This window comes from Methylophaga sulfidovorans (assembly GCF_900114205.1).
Taxonomy (GTDB): Bacteria; Pseudomonadota; Gammaproteobacteria; order Nitrosococcales; family Methylophagaceae; genus Methylophaga; species Methylophaga sulfidovorans.
The window spans coordinates 125,850-145,839 of record NZ_FOSH01000003.1 but is presented as its reverse complement, the minus strand read 5'-3'; the positions used below and the strand labels follow the sequence as shown (position 1 = coordinate 145,839).

Below are 19,990 nucleotides of genomic sequence, written 5' to 3'. Positions count from 1 at the left end.
GCTAGGCTATGGCACGATGCTGAAGCATGCTGAGAATATTAGATAATCTATCTCGCATTTGACGACGGTCGATAATCATATCAATGGCACCATGTTCAAGCAGGAACTCAGCGCGTTGAAAACCTTCCGGTAATGTTTCACGAACTGTTTGTTCAATAACACGCGGACCAGCAAAACCAATCAAGGCATTGGGTTCAGCAACGTTGATATCACCAAGCATCGCTAAACTTGCAGAAACACCACCCATGGTTGGATCAGTCATCACCGATACAAAAGGAATGCCTGCATTACTTAGCTGAGTCAGGATGGCACTGGTTTTTGCCATCTGCATTAAGGACAGTAAGCCTTCCTGCATACGTGCGCCACCACTGGCAGAAAAACAGACCAATGGAATATTATTTTTTAGAGCAACTTTGGCAGCGCGAACGAATTTTTCACCCACGACAGATCCCATTGAACCGGCCATAAAGTTAAAATCAAAACTGACAGCAACTAATGGCAGACCATTTACTCTACCCTGCATTGCCAATAAAGCGTCATTTTCACCTGTTATACGTTGCGCTTGCGTAAGACGGTCTTTATAGCGCTTACTATCTTTGAACTTAAGTGTATCAACAGGTTTTACTTCGACAGCAATTTCTTTACGCTCTCCCTCATCCAGGAAGCTTTCCAAGCGTGTTCTGGCATTCATGCGTTGATGATGATCGCACTTAGGACAAACCATCAAATTGCGTTCAAGCTCAGCGCGATAAAGTACATTGTCACAACTAGGACATTTACACCAGACACCTTCTGGTACTGAACGACTGCGTACTGTCGTGCGAATTTTTGAGGGAAGTAATCTTTCAAACCAGCTCATCTTGTCACCTTCGTTATGTTTATGCTTTTGCTAAATCACGCGCATTAATAGCGTGTCGCATTTCGGCTAATAAGCCAGCTACCGCTACAGGTAACTCTTCAAGTCGTTGTGCATGTTCTTCGATACATTTGACGAGAGTACTTCCCACAACAACGGCATCAGCAATTTCAGCCACTGCTGCAGCCGATTTACCATCACGAATACCAAAGCCAACACCTAACGGTAAATCTGTTCTTTCCCGTAATAATGCCAGTTTTTCATTTACTTCGGTGATGTCAAGTGAAGCAGAGCCTGTTACCCCTTTTATGGAAACATAATAAATGAATCCGCGAGCATAGCTGGCAATCATTGACATACGTTCATTGGATGTTGTTGGCGCAACAAGATAAATCGTATCGATTTCATGCTCATCCATGATCTGACGGAAGTCATCTGACTCTTCAGGTGGAACATCTACGGTTAATACACCATCAACGCCTGCTTCTTTAGCTAGTTTAGCAAAGGTAGGATAGCCAATGGCTTCAATTGGGTTAGCGTAGCCCATTAATACGATGGGTGTTTCAGAATTTTTTTCACGAAACTTCTTCACCATCTCTAAAACAGACTTCACGCTCACATCATTCTTTAATGCCCTTTCACAGGCTTTTTGGATCACCGGACCATCACTCATGGGATCCGAAAAAGGGATACCCAATTCAATGATATCAGCACCAGCATCGACGAGTGCATGCAGTAACGGCACAGTTACCCAAGGCTCAGGATCCCCTGCTGTAACATAGGGAATAAGAGCTGTCTGCCCATCTGCTTTCAGTTTTTTAAAACACTGACTTATACGACTCATTGTTACTTCCTTAGAATTTTAATCCAGCCATTGCTGCGACTGTATGCATGTCTTTATCACCACGGCCCGATAAATTAACAATCAATGTTTGTTCTGGGGACATCGTTGGCGCTAATTTTTTCACATAGGCCAGTGCATGACTCGACTCAAGTGCTGGAATAATTCCTTCTGTACGGGTTAAATCATGAAAGGCTGTTAAAGCTTCTTCATCCGTCACTGATACATAATTTGCCCGGCCAATATCTTTCAACCATGCATGTTCAGGACCTACACCAGGATAATCCAACCCTGCCGAAATAGAATGAGTTTCAATGATTTCACCATAATCATCTTGCATAAGATAGGTACGGTTACCATGTAATACACCTGGTCTGCCCGCACTCAATGGGGCTGAATGCTGTCCTGTTTCAATGCCATGTCCGGCACCTTCCACACCATACATAGCCACAGATTCATCTTCAATAAATGGATGAAACAAACCGATAGCATTGGAACCACCACCAATACACGCCACCAGCGCATCCGGTAGCTTACCGTTAATATCAAACATTTGCTGTTTTGCTTCGCGACCAATGATAGATTGGAAATCTCTCACCATCGCCGGATACGGATGTGGTCCAGCCACAGTACCGATGATATAGAAGGTATCATCAACATTGGTTACCCAGTCACGTAAAGCTTCATTCAAAGCATCTTTTAGCGTACGTGAACCTGATTCAACAGGCACAACTTGCGCGCCTAATAACTTCATCCGATAGACGTTCTGGGCTTGGCGCTCAACATCTTCAGCACCCATGTAGACAATACATTCCAGCCCCATCCGCGCAGCCACTGTAGCGGTAGCAACACCATGCTGACCAGCACCTGTTTCAGCAATAATTCGGGTTTTGCCCATTCGTTTGGCTAATAAAGCCTGACCAATAGTGTTATTAACTTTGTGCGCGCCGGTGTGATTAAGATCTTCACGTTTTAAATAAATCTGTGCGCCGCCTAGTTTCTTTGTCCAATTCTCAGCCAGATAGAGAGGTGATGGACGGCCAACAAAAGTGCTTAGGTCTTTGTCCATTTCTGCCAAAAAATCAGGATGGTTACGATACTGTTCATAAGCATCTTGTAACTCGTAAATCGCTCCCATAAGCGTTTCGCCAACGAAACGGCCACCATAAGGCCCGAAATGTCCGCGCTCATCAGGAAATGATTTGTAATAATCGTGAATATGCTCTTTAAGCATTTGCCACCTCTCTCATAAAAGTGCTGATCTTGTCATGACTTTTTATCCCCTTATCACTCTCAACGCCACCACTGACATCAACCGCATAAGGCTGCACTTGATGGATGGCCTCTCTGACATTCGTCATATCAAGACCACCCGCTAAAATAATGGGTTTATTTATACGACGGATCAAAGACCAGTCGAAGGTTTTGCCGGTACCGCCAGGTATTCCGGGCTGGTATGTATCTAACAGTAAAGCTGAAGCTGACGAATAACGTGCTGCAATTTCAGACAAATCTGTATCTTCTCTCATTCTCACTGCTTTGAGGTACGGTAAATTGAATTGCTGACAAAACTCAGGGGTCTCATTACCATGAAACTGAATTATATCAACCGATACATCGTCAAGGCAGCGTGAAACCAGATCTTTATCTGGGTCAACGAACAGCGCAACTTTTGAAACAAAAGGAGATAAATTAGCGGTAATCGTCTTTGCCTGCGCAAAAGATATTACACGCGGACTCGGAGGATAAAACACTAAACCAATAGCATCCGCACCTGATTCTGCAGCAAAATCAGCATCTTGCTGACGTGTTATGCCGCATATTTTTACTCGGGTTCTCATCTGTTTCGCTAGATACTCTCAAATAGAGCTGTTACTTTACCAGAGCACCGGAAAAGCTGACACTGTCGGTATTGAATATTGTTCTGGATATTTCACATCGACCAGATATAAACCTTCTGCGGGAGCTGTAATGCCTCCCTGACTTCTATCTACACTACGTAAAACCTGGCCAGCCCACTCAACAGGCTCGCTGCCATCACCAATGGCTGCCATTACACCTACCAGATTTCTTACCATATGATGTAAAAAAGACAGTGCTTCAACATCAATTGCAATGCAGTCCTGTTGCTGACTAACCTGAATTTTATCCAGTGTTTTTATTGGACTTTTTGCCTGGCATTCGCTGGCCCTGAATGCTGAAAAATCATGTCGTCCAACTAATTGATCTGCTGCCGCCTGCATTTTTTCAATATCTAATGGAGGATAGTGCCACCACATCCGGTGCTGATGAACTGAGGAGCGGCTGAGACGATTTAAAATTAAATAACGATAACTACGCTTAATAGCAGAAAACCGTGCATGGAAATCGTCATCGACAAACTGAACCCAAGTGACATTCACATCTTTTGGCAGATTAGCATTGATGCCTAAAAGCCAGCCTCGTTTTTCCCTAATTGAATCAGTATCAAAATGCACAACTTGATTTAAACCATGTACACCGGTATCAGTTCGTCCGGCAGCATAGACTTCAACAGAATGGTTCGCCACAATGGAAACCGCTTTCTGTAACTCACCCTGAACTGTTCTGGAATGTGACTGTATTTGCCATCCACAAAAATGTGTGCCGGCATATTCTATGCCGAGTGCTATTCTCACTACTTCCTCTCTCTAATTATTCTGATAATGAGTCGAGGATAGTTTGGGCTCGAGCTTTCTGCTCTTCGTTACCTTCGGCTAGAACTTCATTAAGAATACTTCTTGCCCCTTCAGTATCATCCATTTCGATATAAGCTGAAGCCAGGTCCAGCTTCGTTTCAGCCTCATCAATCTCATCGATATCACCGATATCAAATTCAATATCAGGTTCATCGTCAGCATCCATATCAAATGGTGCTATATCAACCCGTTTCGGATCTAATGAGGAAGATGCGCCAGGCTCAAACGGAAGTAGAGAGTCATGTTCAATCTCACTTTCATCCTCTTTATCTTCTTCAACTGTTCCAAAAGTAGTTCCGGTATCAAACGACAACAGATCATCATCAATATGATTATCTTCTGTCGTATCATTTTTCTCTGACAATATTTCCTCTGATGAGATATCTGTATGGATGACATTCTCTTCATCATCAGTTGGCGATGAAATATCTACTGTGTCGAACTCCAGTGGAGCATCATGATTGTCTTCTGAAAGATCAATAGAAACTGGAACATTATCCGTCTCATCCTGAGCACTGAAATCTAACTCTTTATCGTCAGCTTCATCATCAATTACAGGAATCGATTCCTCATGATCATCTGTTGCAATATCAGTCTCAACTGATTCATCAGCAGCAAATAAGGCATGATCAGGAGCCAGTTGTGCTCCCCATTGCTTTATTTCATCCCACTCAATACTGTCTTCATCAAAATTAGTGGCTTCAGCAAGTGCAACAAAATCATCTACTTGTTTTTGTTTATAAAGTACAAACAATAACTTATATGCCACAAGTGTATTATCAGGCTCTCTTGCTTTAGCTTGCTCCAAAGCCACTTTTGCTTGGGCATAATCGGCATAGCCAACAAACATATCTGCTTGCTCAACCAGTTCCATCACACTTTTCTGTGGGTCTTGTTGCTCGCTGACTGGCTCATCATCTACATGCTCATCTTCATCGTGATTTTCAGGCACCTTATCAACGTGCATTTCTGGTGAATACTGCTTATCGTCTTCTGTTGGGCTAAGAGCTTCAAAATCTGCCACCTCAGTATATGAGGTATCTTCATTATTTTTTCTTCTGGCAAGTAATAACAACAAAAGCAGTACAACTAGTAATGCTCCTCCTAGCTGTAATTTATATTCAGCAAGGAAAGCCTTAATAGTATCGACAAGATTATCAGGCACAAAATCATCTGCTGGAGGTAACTCTTCAACAACCGTTTCTTCTATTTCTGCTGGTGCTGACACTTCAGCTTCAAGTGAAGAAGAATCAGACTCATCAACACTGCTGGCATCTGCTTCTGTCTCTGGTGTTGACTCGGTATCAGAGACATCATCCATTGCTTCAGCTGAGGTATTAGCCTGATCTTTTTCCTCTAGTAAGTCTTGTAATCTGGCGAGATCAGCATCCTTCAACGAGATTAATCGACGCATGGTTTCTAACTGCTCTTCCATGGCATCCATTCTTGCTTTGAAGTCGATATTTTCCTGAGCTTGCGCTTCTATTGTTTCTTGAGCGAGAGTCAATTGCTCTGTCAGGGCATTGATTTTTTCATTGCCAGCCAGATTAGGTGAAGCATCTTCTTGTGTGGTTTTACTTTGCTCTGGTGCTACCAGTTTCAGATGTGCTTCTTCATCTGCGTTACTCTCTGTTGTAGAGCTAGCTTGTGTATTCTCAGTTGTTGAATTTTCAGCATCAGTTTGAACCGCATCAGTTTCAGTCGATGCTGTCTGAGGCTGCTGTACAACTGCAGGCGTTGACTTAACTACCGTTTTATCACGCTGACGCCATTGTGCATTTTGATTTTTAAATAATCGATACGCTTCAGCCTGAGATTTTGACAATATTGCAGCTTGATCTGGAATAGTGAGGGTATAGCCTGCTTTTAGTCCATTAATATTATTATCGACAAAAGCTTCAGGATTAGCCTCAACCAGCGCCATCATCATTTGCTGAACTGAAACAGAGGCATCGGGACGTGTTGTCAGAGCAATGTTCCATAAAGTATCAGCCTTGGCAACAGGTCCGTACTTCTGACCACTGGACCATAATGTATTAGATTGACTACTTTCTGGCTCTATTGATACCGAGCTACTTACGCTCGGTGCTGAGCGGGTTTTCGCTGTTGATGAGGTCATCAATACTTCAGGAGGATCAAGTAGAACAGTATATTCCCTGATAAGTCTGCCACCACCAGCAGAGGCCGTTAATAAGAAATCCAGAAAAGGTTCTTTAATTGCTTGTTGAGAACTAATTAAAACCCGTGATTTTCCTTGCTGTTCAACAACGTCAAACTTCAGTTGTGTCAAGATATAGCTTCGATCCAGTCCTGCTTTCTCAAACTCCTCATTTGACGCTATTCTGATTTCAAAACTTTCTTTTTCTTCTGCAGGTAATGCGTTGATATCTATGCTTGCTTTGAAGGGCTCATTCAAAGCAGACATCACTTTAATTTCGCCCAAACCAAAAGCATAACTGGTTAAGGGAGTGAAAAAACCTATCGTTGATGCGACAGCGATACTGGCAAAAAGCTGTTTCTTCATTTTCATCCCCTTAACTTCCTTATCTAGCTTAATTTAAAGGTACTTTTCAACCAATACTTCAGCAATCTGAACACTATTAAGTGCTGCACCTTTACGCACGTTATCTGCTACTACCCATAAATCTAATCCTTTTTCATGGGAAATGTCTTCACGAATGCGTCCGACAAACACAGGATCCTGGCCTGAAGACTCAGTTACAGCAGTTGGATACCCACCATCTTTACGCTCATCAAGCAATACGATGCCATCTGCCTTTTCATATAAGGCTTTGCATTGTTCTGCAGTGATCTTGTCACGAGTTTCAATATGAATCGCTTCTGAGTGACCAAAAAACACCGGTACACGAACCGCTGTTGGATTCACTTGGATTGACTCATCACCCATAATTTTACGAGTTTCCCACACCATTTTCATTTCTTCTTTGGTGTAGCCGTTGTCCATAAATACATCAATTTGTGGCAACACATTAAACGCGATTTGTTTTGGATAGACTTCTGCTTTTACTGGACGTCCGTTTAATAAATCGGCTGTCTGCTTAGCAAGTTCATCCATTGCAGGCTTACCAGAACCAGACACTGCTTGGTATGTACAAACATTGATACGTGTAATACCAACTGCATCATAGATAGGTTTCAGAGCAACCATCATTTGGATCGTTGAGCAATTAGGATTAGCAATAATGCCACGATTCTTGTAATCAGCTACGGCTTCAGGATTAACTTCAGGCACGACCAGTGGAATATCATCGTCATAGCGGAACTGTGACGTATTATCAATAACCACACAACCTGCTGCCGCTGCTTTAGGCGCATACTCTGCAGAGACACTGGCTCCTGGTGAGAATAAGCCCACTTGTACTTTGGAGAAGTCGAACTCAGCGAGATCTTCAACAATGATGGACTTATTACCAAAGCTTACTGTAGAACCTGCACTTCTTTCACTTGCCAGCGCATACACTTTACCTACTGGAAACTGACGTTGGTGCAAAATTTCCAACATGGCCTCACCTACGGCCCCTGTAGCACCTACAACTGCAACATCTACTTTTTTATTCACAATACACCTTTTGTTTTAATTTATAACGCTGCGAGTACCGCATCACCCATTTCTGAGGTTGAAACCTTGGTCATACCAGTAGAGTAGATATCAGCAGTACGAAGACCATCGTCTAACACCTTGCTCACAGCTTTTTCAATTCGATCCGCCATAGAGGCTTCATCGAGTGTGTAACGTAACATCATAGCAGCTGACAAAATTGTCGCCAGTGGATTAGCAATATTCTGCCCAGCAATATCAGGTGCTGAACCATGAATAGGCTCATACATACCTTTACTGTTTTCATCGAGTGAAGCCGAAGGCAACATACCAATCGATCCGGTCAGCATAGAGGCACAATCCGATAAAATATCACCAAACATATTAGTGGTGACCATGACATCAAATTGTTTTGGTGCTCTCACCAACTGCATGGCTGCGTTATCAACATACATATGACTCAATTCAATGTCCGGATATGATTTTGATAATGTTGTCATAGTTTCACGCCACAATTCTGTGCTTTCCAGCACATTTGCTTTATCTACAGAGCAAACTCTGCCTTGGCGCTTAGCAGCGATATCAAAAGCGACCTTACCGATTCGATTGATTTCACTCTCACGATAAACAAGTGTATTAAACCCTTGTTTTTCACCATTATCCAATGTTCTGATACCACGAGGCTGGCCAAAATAGATCCCCCCAGTCAGCTCACGCACAATCATTAAATCCAGGCCAGCAACAACTTCAGCTTTCAGGGTAGAAGCATCAGCTAACTGAGGATATAAAATAGCCGGACGTAAATTAGCAAATAAATTCAATTCAGAACGTATACCTAAGAGCCCTTTTTCCGGTCTCACGCTAATGTCCAATGACTCCCATTTATAACCACCAACAGCACCAAGCAAAATAGCGTCAGCCTGTTTTGATATTTCTAAGGTTTCTGCAGGCAGTGGCGTGCCTGTTTCATCATAGGCCGCACCGCCAATTAAGCCGTACTCAAGGTTGATATCTAAACCTTCTTCACGAAATTTTTCCAGAATTTTGACTGCTTCAGCAACGATTTCAGGACCAATGCCATCACCAGGCAAAACTACAATTTTTTTTGTCATTTTTTATATCTTTAAAATAATTTACTAAATTTAGATGGTTGTCTTATGAGAATAACCAAGGCGCTTCTTGTTTACGCTTTTCTTCATAAGACTTGATATCAGCTGTGTGTTGTAATGTCAGACCGATATCATCAAGTCCTTCGATTAAACAATGTTTTTTGAAAGCATCGACATCAAATGCTATTGATTCGCCATCAGGAAGAGTGATTTTCTGCTCAGGCAAATCAACTGTCAGTTGGTATCCGGGCATCGCTTGAACTTGTTCAAAGAGTTTATCTATCAAAGACTCTTCTAAAGTAATTGCCAAAATACCATTTTTGCTAGAGTTACTGAAAAAGATATCGGCAAAGCTAGGTGCGATAATAACGCGAATACCGAAGTCGTCCAGCGCCCAAACGGCGTGTTCACGGCTTGAACCACAACCAAAGTTTTCACGGGCAAGTAAGATCGTACCGTTTTTGTAGCGAGCTTGGTTAAGCTCAAAATCAGGATTCAAAGGTCGATGGCTATTATCTTGACCTGGCTCACCATGGTCAAGATAACGCCATTCATCAAATAAGTTCGGCCCGAAGCCTGTTCGCTTAATTGATTTCAAAAACTGCTTGGGAATAATCGCATCGGTATCCACATTGGGACGATCCAATGGGATAACGATGCCAGTTTCAACTGAAAATTTTTGCATTGCGAGGAATACCTCTTAGTTCGTCGCGTTCAACGTTAGATAAAAGCTCACAGGTACAGCATGACTAATGCTAGGCAAGTTAGCCAATTCACGTAATTTTTCTATACCTTTAGCCAGTTTATAATTATCGGCATTTAAAATCACCGGGTGAGCAGATACCACCAATAACTCATTCGCTGTGACTTTAGTAACCAAAACTTCAAAGGTCATTTCTTGTTTTTGACCATGCAGTTCAAGCATGCCATCCACAGACAAGGGTTTTGTCTGTCCAACTTCAAGTTGAGCAATTTCGTTAGGAGGTAACTTGGCAGAAATCACTGCTTTCGGAAAGTCAGCAATATTGAACAAAAATTCTTTCATACGACTATCACGAATTTCGACACCGGTATCAACAGATGCCAAATCAATCGCTACGGAGAATTCACCATTGTCAGCCAGACTTCCCGCTATTTTGTCGAATTGATGTACTTCAGCAATATTGGTTTTCTTTGTCGAAATAAAATTGATTTGTGATTCGTTATTGTTGATCTGCCATTGCGTCGCAGAAGCTGCTGAACTCACCAATAAAAAACCCAGAGTCGATAACCATACATTCATTTTTTTCATTCTTATTCCCTCATTATTCGTAAACAGTAGTAACGGAACCATCAACTGATTCGTGCTCTTTCATGAGCTCATCAATTGAACGGGTTAAACCTTCCTCAACCGGGGATTTCAGAACAATGATCTCTACACGTCTATTAATCGCCCGATTTTCGGGTGAATTGTTTGGCACTAGTGGATGTGTATCCGCATACCCTTCCAGAACAAAGCGTTCTGGTTTCATATCACCGGGTGCCAACAACTCATGTACTACAGACGTTGCTCTAGAGGTAGATAGTTCCCAATTTGATCGATATCTTGGTGTATTTATTGGTACATCGTCGGTATGCCCTGCCACAGCTATTTGTCCCGCTGTGCCAACCAAGACATCATGAATTTTTTTGAGAATAGGTTTAAAACTGGGATTCAGCCTGGCATCGCCGGACGGAAATGAACCATTTTCTCTTATACGAATGACGATACGGCTAAATTGACTTTCAACCTCAATCAAACCTTCTTTAATTTCTTTATCGAGTGCTTCACGGAATTTTTGGGTTTCTTCAGCAACTTCCTTAGCCTGTTGCTGAGCCACTTCCTCGGCATCCATCGTCACCTTAATTTTTTCACGGGTATCATCAACTGTTTCTTGTCTGACAACTTTCAGTGGTGTCGGCTTAGGATCACCCGGACTGTATTCCTGAGCAATAATACTGGTACCCACAGGGACGGCATCGGCAATAACTTCGCGCTGAACCCCAAAGGCATTATCAAGGGATTTAACGACCATCTTATATTTCAACGCATCCATTTCTGCAAAGGATAGTAACAAGACAAAGAAGCACATCAGCAATGACATTAAGTCAGCAAATGTGCCCATATAGGCCGGTAGGCCTTCATCTTGCTTTTTAGGTCTAGGGCTGTCTTCACTCATTATAATCTGACCAACATTAGTTACTCTGCTGGTTCATCTGAGTCGCGTTTAGATGCAGGTAAGAAATTTTGTAATAACTCACCCAGCACTTTTGGATTTTGACCTTCCTGAATGCCCATCACACTCTCGATGATAATACTTTTATTCATCAGTTCTTCACTACTACGCAAAGCAAGTTTATCGGACACTGGCAGAGCAAACATATTTGCTAACATCGCACCATAAAGTGTTGTCAGCAATGCGACTGCCATTGCAGGGCCAATCGACTTAGGATCCGACATATTGGATAACATCTGTACAAGACCAACTAAGGTACCAATCATACCCATCGCCGGACCTGCGTCCCCCATCGTTTTAAAAATTTGCTGGCCGATGGAGTGTCGGTTAACAGTTTCATTCATTTCGGTAACCAGTGCTTTTTTGACTACCGCTGGCTCATGACCATCGACCAGCATTCGGATACCTTTCGCTAAAACAGGATTGGTTATTTCTTGTTTTTCCAGAGCAAGTAAACCTTCTTTTCTTGCAATGGTTGCCAGCTCAATAACTGATTGAATAATTTCTTGTGGTGATTCCGATTTATATAAAAACGCTTTCATGGCTGTTTTGATAGAGCCAATAAACTGTCCTAATGTAAATCGCATCAGCACAACGGCAAACGAACCGCCGAGTACAATGGCTAATGAAGGCATATTGATGAAAACACCAGCTGCTGCACCAAGCGCAATGGTTGCTATAATCAGGCCCCAAGCCGTAATAAAACCTAGCAGTGTAGCTAAATCCACTCAATTACTCCCTAAACACTAGAAACTCATCAATGAAATGCCGAAGCACTGGCAGTGCATTCTACCTAATCGCATAGTAAAAATCTCCTCTATGTCGATGGAAAATGATGCTTTTTATACTTCTTCGAGCGGTAAATCAAAACCGCTGGCAGGACCATCATCATAATCACAAATATTACAATGCCTAATGGCCAGAGTATCGGCTGATTCCATTGAGACTGAAGTTTTTCACGCAGGCCGGTGTCAATACGTCGGTATTTCAGTGTGTTATTAGCCATTAGATTAGGCTTAACATTATGATTCCATTTGTGATATAGCGAAAATTGTTTAGGGTGAAAGCCCCATATCCAGGGAGTATCTTTCCTGGCGATATTAACCATCTGTTTGATTATCGCCAATCGCTCCGGTGTATTTGACATGGTGCGCATCTTTTCAAAAAGTTTATCAAAATCTTTGTTTTTATAGTTTGCTGTATTTTCACCACCAAACTCTGCACGACCATTAGGACCATAGAGCAAAAACAGGAAATTTTCCGGATCAGGATAATCAGCATTCCAGCCCCATTGGAACATTTGTACTTGTCCACGGCGGATTTTATCCTGGAACCGGTTATAGTCACTGCTACGAAGCACAAGTTGGATTTTCAGTTTTCTAAATTGCTTACGCATCCAATCCAGATCCGCTTTACTATCAGGACCACTTGCCGTGATATCCATATAGAGCACAAGTGGTTCACCCGTTTTTTTATTCCTGCCGTTGGGATATCCCGCCTCAGCCAGAAGTTGTTTTGCTGTTTCTATGGATTTACGCTCAGCCTGCCCATTCTCCCATTTATACATGTAGGGATTAATTCCTAACTTACCGTCACTGTAACCAAAGATGCCAGGAGGAATAGGTCCTTGAGCAGGAATACCGCGGCCATTAGCAAATATGGAAATATATTCTTCCTGATCGATAGCAATAGAAATAGCTTGTCGGAGTTTTCTGGCTCGCTCGCTATCACCACCGACCACCGGATCTAACATGTTAAACCCCGTATAAAAAATAGTCGCGGCAATAGCTGTTTCCAGTTTTATTCCCTTATCTTTCATCGCATCACTTAAGCCAAATTCGCCAGATGCTGAAATATTTACTGCTTGCTCGAAGCTATCTGAACTAATGCCACTAACATCATAATAGCCCTGCATGAATTTACCCCAGTAAGACGTATTTTCTTTCTCGAGAGTAAAAACAATCTTATCAATCATAGGCAGCGGCTTACCTGCATCGGCTAATAAACCATTTTGTTTATCAGCTTCTTCTCCTTCAGAGGGATAACGTTCGCCATGAAAGTTAGGGTTTTTAGTCAAAACCATACGGCGGTTTGGATCATTCTCCGTCATATAAAAAGGACCGGTGCCAACCGGGTACCAGTCCAAAGTGATATTTTTATTAATCAGTCCGGGCTGAGAATAAAATTCTTCTGCCTCCCAAGGGATAGGTGCAAAAAAAGGCATTGCGAGCCAATAATCCAGTTGGGGATATTTTCCATATACCTTTATTTGATAGTGATAATCATCAATAGTCTTTACGCCACTAATTTCATGTTGACGAAGATCGACTGTCCCCTGCTCTTTTCTAATGCCTCTTAATTGCTCAGCGTACTCTTTAAGCCCAACAATATGTTCCGCCATCACGCCAAGAATAGGTGAATGAATTTCAGGATGCGCCAGACGCTTGATCTGATATACAAAATCAGCCGCTACTAGCTGTCGTGTGCCTGTTTTTTCAAAGTCCGCTAAATCTTCTATATTTGCGATTTGTTCTTCTGTTAAATGATGGTAGAGCCAATTGCCATTTTCATCCTTAGCAAAGGCAGGATGAGGCTGGTAAAAAATATCGTGTTTGATAGGAATGGTATAGACAGAAAAAGCAATATTGCTGGCGTTGGATTTAACCGGATTATTATGTTTATCCAAATAAATCACTTCGGGCATCGCTGATGCAGATAATGGCTCAAGCTGATAAGGACGTTTTAGATAATGATACTGATAAGGTGGCTCGTATACCTGGCCGGTAATGATCGCTTCATTCGCACTATAGGACCTTGCAGGATCCAAATGTTTAGGACGAAGTGAAAAAGCGGTATAGAGAATAGATTCATCGCTGGACGCTTCTGGATAAGGTGAGTTTATCGCTCTCATATCACATGCTGTTAATAACAACAGCACACTGCTAAGCAACCAATATTTCAATCTCATATAACCTCATTTCACTGCATTAGGTATTGTTTGCATGATACCAGTAGAAGATTACTGCATGCTTGCTCTTTCCGTCATCCCTAAAATCAGGTAAGTTATCCGGCTTTATATGTAGTTAGGAGAGACACATGGGTTTTCTGCAAGGCAAACGCGCATTAATTGTGGGTGTCGCCAGCCCCCGCTCAATTGCATCTGGTATTGCTCATGCTATGGCACGCGAAGGTGCTGAATTGGCTTTCACGTATCAAAATGAGAAATTAAAATCACGCGTTGAAAAAATCGCTGAAGAATGTGGCGCCAACCCAGCGCTGGTCTTTCCTTGTGATGTAAGCAGTGATGATGAAATCAACGGTGTATTTGAATCATTAGGTCAACATTGGGATGGACTTGATACTATCGTTCACTCTGTTGCATTTGCTCCTCGTGAACAATTGCAGGGTGGTTTTGTTGATAGTGTGACCCGTGAAGGCTTTGCAATGGCCAACGACATCAGTGCATACAGTTTTGCTGCTTTAGCCAAAGCGGGCAAAAATATGATGGCCGGTCGCAATGGTTCTTTATTAACGTTGAGTTACCTCGGCGCGGAAAAAGCGATTGATAACTACAATGTCATGGGTGTAGCGAAAGCGGCTTTGGAAGCGACTGTCCGCTATATGGCCTACTCACTAGGTGAAGAAGGTATCCGTGTTAACGCTGTATCCGCCGGTCCAATCAAAACACTTGCTGCCGCTGGTATCGGTGATTTTGGCAAAATGCTGGCTTATGGTGAACGTAACTCACCATTAAGAAGAAATGTCACCATTGAAGAAGTAGGTAATGTGGCTGCATTCCTGTGTTCTGATTTAGCCTCTGGTGTTACAGGTGAAATTACCTATGTTGATGCTGGTTATAACATTGTCGGCATTGGTGATAAGTAAACCGCTTATTTTTGCTGGTATTCTAAAAGGGCATTTATAAATGCCCTTTTTTTTGATCAAAATATGGAGGCCATATGTCTCATAAACATGCCATGATTTTGTTGGCCTTCATCGTACTGGGGGCAGCGAGTGGCGTTTTACTAGGCTGGTATAACCCAGCTCTGGCCGTCAGTTTTAGCTGGCTTGGAACACTTTTTCTCAATGCGCTAAAAATGACCATTATTCCTCTGGTGATTGCTTCCATCATCAGTGGTATAGGTTCATTAGGTGATTTGAAAAAGCTGGGTAAGATGGGCGGTTTTACCCTGCTCTATTACACACTGTCTACAGCGGTTGCGGTATTAATAGGACTAATAGTCGTCAATTGGATCCAACCCGGCGCTGGTATGCAATGGAGCCAAGCAGGAGTGCCTGACTATATTCTGGAAAAACAGGATACCGGTGCCAGCGATATTATCTTGTCTCTCGTCTCTCCCAATCTCATTTCATCCGCAGCCCAAACCCAACTTCTTCCTTTGATTGTCTTTGCTATTTTATTCTCCATGGCCTTAAGCACCTTAGGTGAAAAAGGAAGGCCGGTATTCCAGCTGTTTGATGGCATTAACGAAGCAATGATGAAATTAGTTGTCTGGGTAATGCATCTAGCCCCAATAGGTATTTTTGCATTAATCGCTGCCAGACTAGGTAATGCAGGTGGCGGCGAACAATTTCTCAGCGAAATGAAAGCCGTTGGTTGGCACGTGGTGACTGTGTTAACCGGACTTTCTATTCATGGAGTCCTGTTATTACTGGTTCTTTTTTTGATGACAAGACGAGGAATCCCCTATCTAGTTGGTATGGCTCGCGCGCTAGTCACGGCATTTGGTACGGCCAGCTCCTCGGCGACACTTCCGTTAACAATGGAATGTGTCAGAGAGAATGGCGTTAGCCACAAAGTCAGTAAATTTGTTTTACCGCTTGGAGCAACTATTAATATGGATGGCACTGCGCTCTATGAAGCAGCGGCTGTCATGTTCATTGCCCAGGCATACGGCATTGATTTAAGCCTGACTCAACAAGCTATTGTGTTTGTCACTGCGACATTAGCGGCTATTGGTGCTGCTGGTATACCCGAAGCCGGACTTGTCACCATGGTGATTGTTCTGAGTGCTGTGGGCTTACCGTTGGATGGTATCGCCTTATTACTCTCTGTTGATTGGTTCCTTGACCGATTCAGAACTTCTATCAACGTATGGAGTGATAGCGTAGGTAGTGCCATCGTTGATCGCTTCACATAAAAAAAGGCGCCCTAAGGCGCCTTTAACAAACAGCAATAAACAATATTTTATTTCAATGCATCCTGATGAATATCAATATCTGCATCATTACGTAATTGTGCAATAAAAGCTTCAACCTCGGCTGCCGCATAGATGCCAGTTAATTGTTTTTGCAAGGCTTGCTTCTGTTCTTCTGTCACATCATCAATGTTGCCGTTTTTAACTGCTGTTAGTTTAATAACAACGTAGTTTCCATTATCTGCTGAGAATCCTTGATACTCAGGCGAAGATAGTGGTTTTGGCATTGTGAATGCACGCTGAAGAATTTGAACACTGACTTTCTCTGCATCACGACCATAAAACTGAGCAGCTTGCCAGTTAGTTAATAATGACTCAGGGTTATCGCCAGATTTCACTTTCTCTAATACAGTCTCACCTTCATCCTGTGCCAGTTTTTTGGCTTTATCAAACACTAACTGTTGTTTGATCGCTGGTGAAACAGCCTCAAAAGGTAAAACCGTTTCTGCTATATATTTATTTTTGTGAATTACAACAAGATCATTATCAGATAACTCGATTACTGCACTGTTCAGATCATTTTTCAGCACATCTTCACTGAATGCAGCGTCAATAACTTTCTTGTTGCTGGTGATTCCAGCTTCAGTACCGCTACGGGTAAAGCTCTCGGTTGTTTTGATATCTAAGCCAAGTGATTCAGCTGCAACATCTAAACTATCTGGATTCTCAAAACTCAAATTAGCTAGCTGTTCCGCTTTGTCATAAAAAATAGATTCGGCTTGCTGACGACGATACATTTTCTCGACTTCAGCACGTACTTGATCAAATGTTTTACCTTCAGGCTTTTGAATACCTGTTAGTTTAATCAAGTGATAGCCAAACTCTGTCTTAACAGGCTCACTGACATCGCCAACATTTTTCAAAGCAAACGCAGCTTGTTCGAATGCTGGATCCATGACATCTTTGCCAAAGAAACCAAGATCACCACCTTTTTCTGCTGACCCAGTATCCTCTGAAGTTTCTTTTGCCAATGCAGCAAAATCTTCACCATTTTTTAAACGAGTTTGGATAGCTTTAATTTTTTCTAAAGCGGCGTCATCATCACCTTCGATTAAAATATGGCTTGCACGACGCTGTTCTGGTCCAACAAACTGATTTTGATTATCAGCATAGAACTTTTTCAATTCCTCTTCATTGACCTGAACCCCTTTTGCCAACTGATCCACTGATAACTCAATATAGTTCAGTTTAATTTGTTCTGGGGCTGTGTAAGCCGCTACATTATCATCGTAAGATTGCTTCACTTCAGCATCATCGACGCTCACTTTATCAACAAAGTGCTTAACAGGGACAACACCATAAGCCAGCTCACGTTGTTGTCTCTCTAATCTTAATGCTTCATTAAGTAGCTTGACACTGGCAATTGATGAATTCTGAATATTAGTGGTGAGTTCTTGAGATAATAAATCCGCTCTTAATTGAGCTTCATATTGAGTAGGTGTATATCCTACCCGCGCCAAAACCATAGCGTAATAATCTGAATCAAACTTACCGTCACGCTGGAAGGCTGGTGTAGAACGAATGAACTGAGATACTGCAGCATCGCTGATACGTTGCTTTAAGGTTTGATTCGCATCGCGTAATAAACGCTGATCAATAAGCCCATCTAATACGTCTTTTTTTACACTGGCACTATCAAACATCGCAGGGTCGAATTGATCACCCATCATACTACGCATACGGTCACGGTATTGCTGCAGCGACGTTTGTAATTCTGTTTGAGTGATTGGTGAGCCATTTACTTCTGCCACAACAACTGCTGAAGCACCAGATAGATACGAATTTATGCCCCACAGAGCAAATGGAATACTAATTAAACCAACGATGAACCAGGCAATCCATCCCTGGGCGTGATTACGTATGAAATTCAACATATGAAGAGAACCTTCCCGAAATGTTGTTAAAAACGGCTATTCTAATACAATAGGCAAAAAAAAAGGCGCATAAGATGCGCCTTTCCTCTTTTTTGGCGGAGCGGACGGGACTCGAACCCGCGACCCCCGGCGTGACAGGCCGGTATTCTAACCAACTGAACTACCGCTCCGTATATTCTTGGTGGGTGCTGAGGGGTTCGAACCCCCGACCCTCGCCTTGTAAGGGCGATGCTCTCCCAGCTGAGCTAAGCACCCCAAGAAAAAAAACTAGTTTACAGCATCTTTTAATGCTTTGCCAGCTTTAAATGCAGGAATTTTTGCAGCGGCAATTTTGATTTCTTCACCAGTACGTGGGTTACGGCCAGTACGTGCTGCACGTTCACGAACAGAGAATGTACCGAAGCCAACTAATGTGACTTGATCGCCACTGCTTAGAGCTTTAGTTACGGCAGATGTCATGCCATCAACAGCTTGTGCAGCTTTTGCTTTTGAAATGTCCGCAGCTGCAGCAACTGCATCGATGAGTTCAGATTTATTCACAGCTTAATTCCTCATATCATTATTTATTTATGTCGTCCAAGTCCCAATAGCGACGTTAAGTTATGCTTCTGAGTCCCATTGGTTCTGAGTATCTAACTACAGCAAAATCGGCGTGTCAAGACAGTTCATTTGTGTTGTTAGCAAGATTTTATCTAGCTTGAGCGAATATGCTATCCGTTACAAACTAATTTAAACAATCTGGCATGATTATTGAGATTCAGCCAATGTAGCAAGATAACAGCGTGTCAATCTAACAAAAGATTCGACCGTAATCGTTTCAGGACGTTGTGTAGGATCAATATCAGCAGCTTGAAACATATCTATAGAAATCAATTTTTTCAATGTGTTAGCAATAGTTTTTCGGCGTTGACTGAAGGCCTGAGTCACAATATGACTCAATGTGGCCATATCGACATCACCACCGAGACGCTCTTTACGTGGCTGTAAATAAATGATGGCAGATTCAACTTTAGGCGCTGGTTCAAATGCTTCAGGAGGGACAATAAATAACATATCAGCCTCGCACTGATACTGAATCATGATACTCAATCGACCGTACTGCTTTGTTCCAGGCTGCGCACAGATGCGCTCCACAACCTCTTTTTGTAACATAAAACACATATCGGTAATGTGCTGAGAATAGTCAAGTAAATGGAACAATAATGGTGTCGTAATGTTATATGGCAGATTACCTATTATTCTCAAAGGCTCGTTATTACTGACTAGTTGATCATAGTCATAACGTAATGCATCTGCTTCATGAATCTCCAGCTGTTCATAGTCAGAAAACTGGGTTCTCAATAGTGGTACCAAATCCCGGTCAAGCTCTATCACATCAAGCTGAGTACAGCGTTCTAATAAAGGCTTTGTTAAAGCGCCTCGTCCTGGACCTATTTCAACCAGATGCTGGCCTGCTTCTGGGCTGATGGCTTCAACAATTGAATTAATAACGGCTTGATCATGCAGAAAGTTTTGTCCGAAACGCTTTCTTGCACGAGGAAAAGAAGATTGGGTCATGAT

Annotated in this window: 18 protein-coding genes and 2 tRNA genes; 2 read left to right on the top strand and 18 right to left on the bottom strand. The window is 42.4% G+C overall.

The genetic code is table 11. The annotated features are described in order from the left end of the window. Position 1: 1 nt before the first annotated feature. From accD to BM232_RS03280, 13 genes are all read right to left on the bottom strand, one after another. Positions 2-859 carry an acetyl-CoA carboxylase, carboxyltransferase subunit beta gene (gene accD, locus BM232_RS03340; RefSeq protein WP_091711768.1) on the bottom strand — a complete coding sequence of 286 codons (858 nt, stop codon included), beginning with the start codon at positions 857-859 and terminating at the stop codon, positions 2-4. Between the two features lie 19 nt (positions 860-878). Beyond that, positions 879-1,700: a tryptophan synthase subunit alpha gene (trpA, locus tag BM232_RS03335; protein WP_091711767.1), complete on the bottom strand. Its 822-nt coding sequence runs from the start codon at positions 1,698-1,700 to the stop codon at positions 879-881. A 10-nt stretch (positions 1,701-1,710) separates the two neighbouring features. After that, positions 1,711-2,931, bottom strand: coding sequence for a tryptophan synthase subunit beta (gene trpB / locus BM232_RS03330; protein WP_177207241.1), 1,221 nt, complete (start codon positions 2,929-2,931; stop codon positions 1,711-1,713). Next, a complete protein-coding gene (locus BM232_RS03325) occupies positions 2,924-3,538 on the bottom strand; it encodes a phosphoribosylanthranilate isomerase (RefSeq protein WP_091711766.1) in 615 nt (204 codons plus the stop codon). Before BM232_RS03325 ends, trpB begins: the two co-directional genes overlap by 8 nt. 36 nt (positions 3,539-3,574) lie before the next feature. Next, a complete protein-coding gene (gene truA / locus BM232_RS03320) occupies positions 3,575-4,354 on the bottom strand; it encodes a tRNA pseudouridine(38-40) synthase TruA (protein WP_091711765.1) in 780 nt (259 codons plus the stop codon). Positions 4,355-4,370: 16 nt separating this feature from the next. Beyond that, positions 4,371-6,938: a motility hub landmark protein FimV gene (locus tag BM232_RS03315; protein ID WP_177207240.1), complete on the bottom strand. Its 2,568-nt coding sequence runs from the start codon at positions 6,936-6,938 to the stop codon at positions 4,371-4,373. A gap of 33 nt (positions 6,939-6,971) precedes the next feature. Beyond that, positions 6,972-7,994 (bottom strand): aspartate-semialdehyde dehydrogenase, encoded by a 1,023-nt coding sequence (locus tag BM232_RS03310; RefSeq protein WP_091711763.1) that lies wholly within the window; start codon positions 7,992-7,994, stop codon positions 6,972-6,974. Between the two features lie 20 nt (positions 7,995-8,014). Then, the gene (gene leuB, locus BM232_RS03305; RefSeq protein ID WP_091711762.1) at positions 8,015-9,085 is read right to left on the bottom strand and encodes a 3-isopropylmalate dehydrogenase; all 1,071 of its coding nucleotides are present in this window, start codon (positions 9,083-9,085) and stop codon (positions 8,015-8,017) included. A 43-nt stretch (positions 9,086-9,128) separates the two neighbouring features. Beyond that, positions 9,129-9,767 carry a 3-isopropylmalate dehydratase small subunit gene (gene leuD, locus BM232_RS03300; protein WP_091711761.1) on the bottom strand — a complete coding sequence of 213 codons (639 nt, stop codon included), beginning with the start codon at positions 9,765-9,767 and terminating at the stop codon, positions 9,129-9,131. A 15-nt stretch (positions 9,768-9,782) separates the two neighbouring features. Beyond that, positions 9,783-10,373, bottom strand: a complete 591-nt coding sequence (locus tag BM232_RS03295) for a YceI family protein (protein WP_091711760.1) — start codon at positions 10,371-10,373, stop codon at positions 9,783-9,785. Between the two features lie 13 nt (positions 10,374-10,386). After that, a complete protein-coding gene (locus tag BM232_RS03290) occupies positions 10,387-11,280 on the bottom strand; it encodes a flagellar motor protein MotB (protein WP_091711759.1) in 894 nt (297 codons plus the stop codon). A gap of 20 nt (positions 11,281-11,300) precedes the next feature. Continuing rightward, positions 11,301-12,065 carry a flagellar motor protein PomA gene (gene pomA / locus BM232_RS03285; protein WP_091711758.1) on the bottom strand — a complete coding sequence of 255 codons (765 nt, stop codon included), beginning with the start codon at positions 12,063-12,065 and terminating at the stop codon, positions 11,301-11,303. An 89-nt stretch (positions 12,066-12,154) separates the two neighbouring features. After that, positions 12,155-14,305 carry an ABC transporter substrate-binding protein gene (locus tag BM232_RS03280; protein WP_218153286.1) on the bottom strand — a complete coding sequence of 717 codons (2,151 nt, stop codon included), beginning with the start codon at positions 14,303-14,305 and terminating at the stop codon, positions 12,155-12,157. 128 nt (positions 14,306-14,433) lie between these two features. Between BM232_RS03280 and BM232_RS03275 the strand changes: the two genes are divergently transcribed. Beyond that, entirely contained in the window at positions 14,434-15,222 is a 789-nt protein-coding gene (locus tag BM232_RS03275; protein ID WP_091711757.1) for an enoyl-ACP reductase FabI, read from the top strand. Between the two features lie 74 nt (positions 15,223-15,296). Further along, entirely contained in the window at positions 15,297-16,499 is a 1,203-nt protein-coding gene (locus BM232_RS03270) for a dicarboxylate/amino acid:cation symporter (protein ID WP_091711756.1), read from the top strand. Between the two features lie 47 nt (positions 16,500-16,546). On the opposite strand, the gene BM232_RS03265 is transcribed toward BM232_RS03270, so the two are convergent. From BM232_RS03265 to rsmA, 5 genes are all read right to left on the bottom strand, one after another. After that, positions 16,547-18,430, bottom strand: coding sequence for a SurA N-terminal domain-containing protein (locus BM232_RS03265; protein ID WP_091711755.1), 1,884 nt, complete (start codon positions 18,428-18,430; stop codon positions 16,547-16,549). Between the two features lie 93 nt (positions 18,431-18,523). After that, positions 18,524-18,600 (bottom strand) — tRNA-Asp (locus BM232_RS03260). Between the two features lie 9 nt (positions 18,601-18,609). Then, a tRNA-Val gene (locus BM232_RS03255) sits at positions 18,610-18,685 on the bottom strand. A 12-nt stretch (positions 18,686-18,697) separates the two neighbouring features. Continuing rightward, the gene (locus BM232_RS03250; RefSeq protein WP_091711754.1) at positions 18,698-18,970 is read right to left on the bottom strand and encodes an HU family DNA-binding protein; all 273 of its coding nucleotides are present in this window, start codon (positions 18,968-18,970) and stop codon (positions 18,698-18,700) included. 207 nt (positions 18,971-19,177) lie between these two features. After that, entirely contained in the window at positions 19,178-19,987 is an 810-nt protein-coding gene (gene rsmA, locus BM232_RS03245) for a 16S rRNA (adenine(1518)-N(6)/adenine(1519)-N(6))-dimethyltransferase RsmA (RefSeq protein WP_091711753.1), read from the bottom strand. Positions 19,988-19,990: the final 3 nt, after the last annotated feature.

Coding starts and splice junctions, on each gene's coding strand:
- BM232_RS03275 (WP_091711757.1), top strand. CDS start 14,434: ATGGGTTTTCTGCAAGGCAAACGCGCATTAATTGTGGGTGTCGCCAGC.
- BM232_RS03290 (WP_091711759.1), bottom strand. CDS start 11,280: ATGAGTGAAGACAGCCCTAGACCTAAAAAGCAAGATGAAGGCCTACCG.
- BM232_RS03315 (WP_177207240.1), bottom strand. CDS start 6,938: ATGAAGAAACAGCTTTTTGCCAGTATCGCTGTCGCATCAACGATAGGT.
- BM232_RS03280 (WP_218153286.1), bottom strand. CDS start 14,305: ATGAGATTGAAATATTGGTTGCTTAGCAGTGTGCTGTTGTTATTAACA.
- accD (WP_091711768.1), bottom strand. CDS start 859: ATGAGCTGGTTTGAAAGATTACTTCCCTCAAAAATTCGCACGACAGTA.
- leuB (WP_091711762.1), bottom strand. CDS start 9,085: ATGACAAAAAAAATTGTAGTTTTGCCTGGTGATGGCATTGGTCCTGAA.
- leuD (WP_091711761.1), bottom strand. CDS start 9,767: ATGCAAAAATTTTCAGTTGAAACTGGCATCGTTATCCCATTGGATCGT.
- trpB (WP_177207241.1), bottom strand. CDS start 2,931: ATGCTTAAAGAGCATATTCACGATTATTACAAATCATTTCCTGATGAG.
- BM232_RS03265 (WP_091711755.1), bottom strand. CDS start 18,430: ATGTTGAATTTCATACGTAATCACGCCCAGGGATGGATTGCCTGGTTC.
- trpA (WP_091711767.1), bottom strand. CDS start 1,700: ATGAGTCGTATAAGTCAGTGTTTTAAAAAACTGAAAGCAGATGGGCAG.
- BM232_RS03295 (WP_091711760.1), bottom strand. CDS start 10,373: ATGAAAAAAATGAATGTATGGTTATCGACTCTGGGTTTTTTATTGGTG.
- BM232_RS03325 (WP_091711766.1), bottom strand. CDS start 3,538: ATGAGAACCCGAGTAAAAATATGCGGCATAACACGTCAGCAAGATGCT.
- rsmA (WP_091711753.1), bottom strand. CDS start 19,987: ATGACCCAATCTTCTTTTCCTCGTGCAAGAAAGCGTTTCGGACAAAAC.
- BM232_RS03270 (WP_091711756.1), top strand. CDS start 15,297: ATGTCTCATAAACATGCCATGATTTTGTTGGCCTTCATCGTACTGGGG.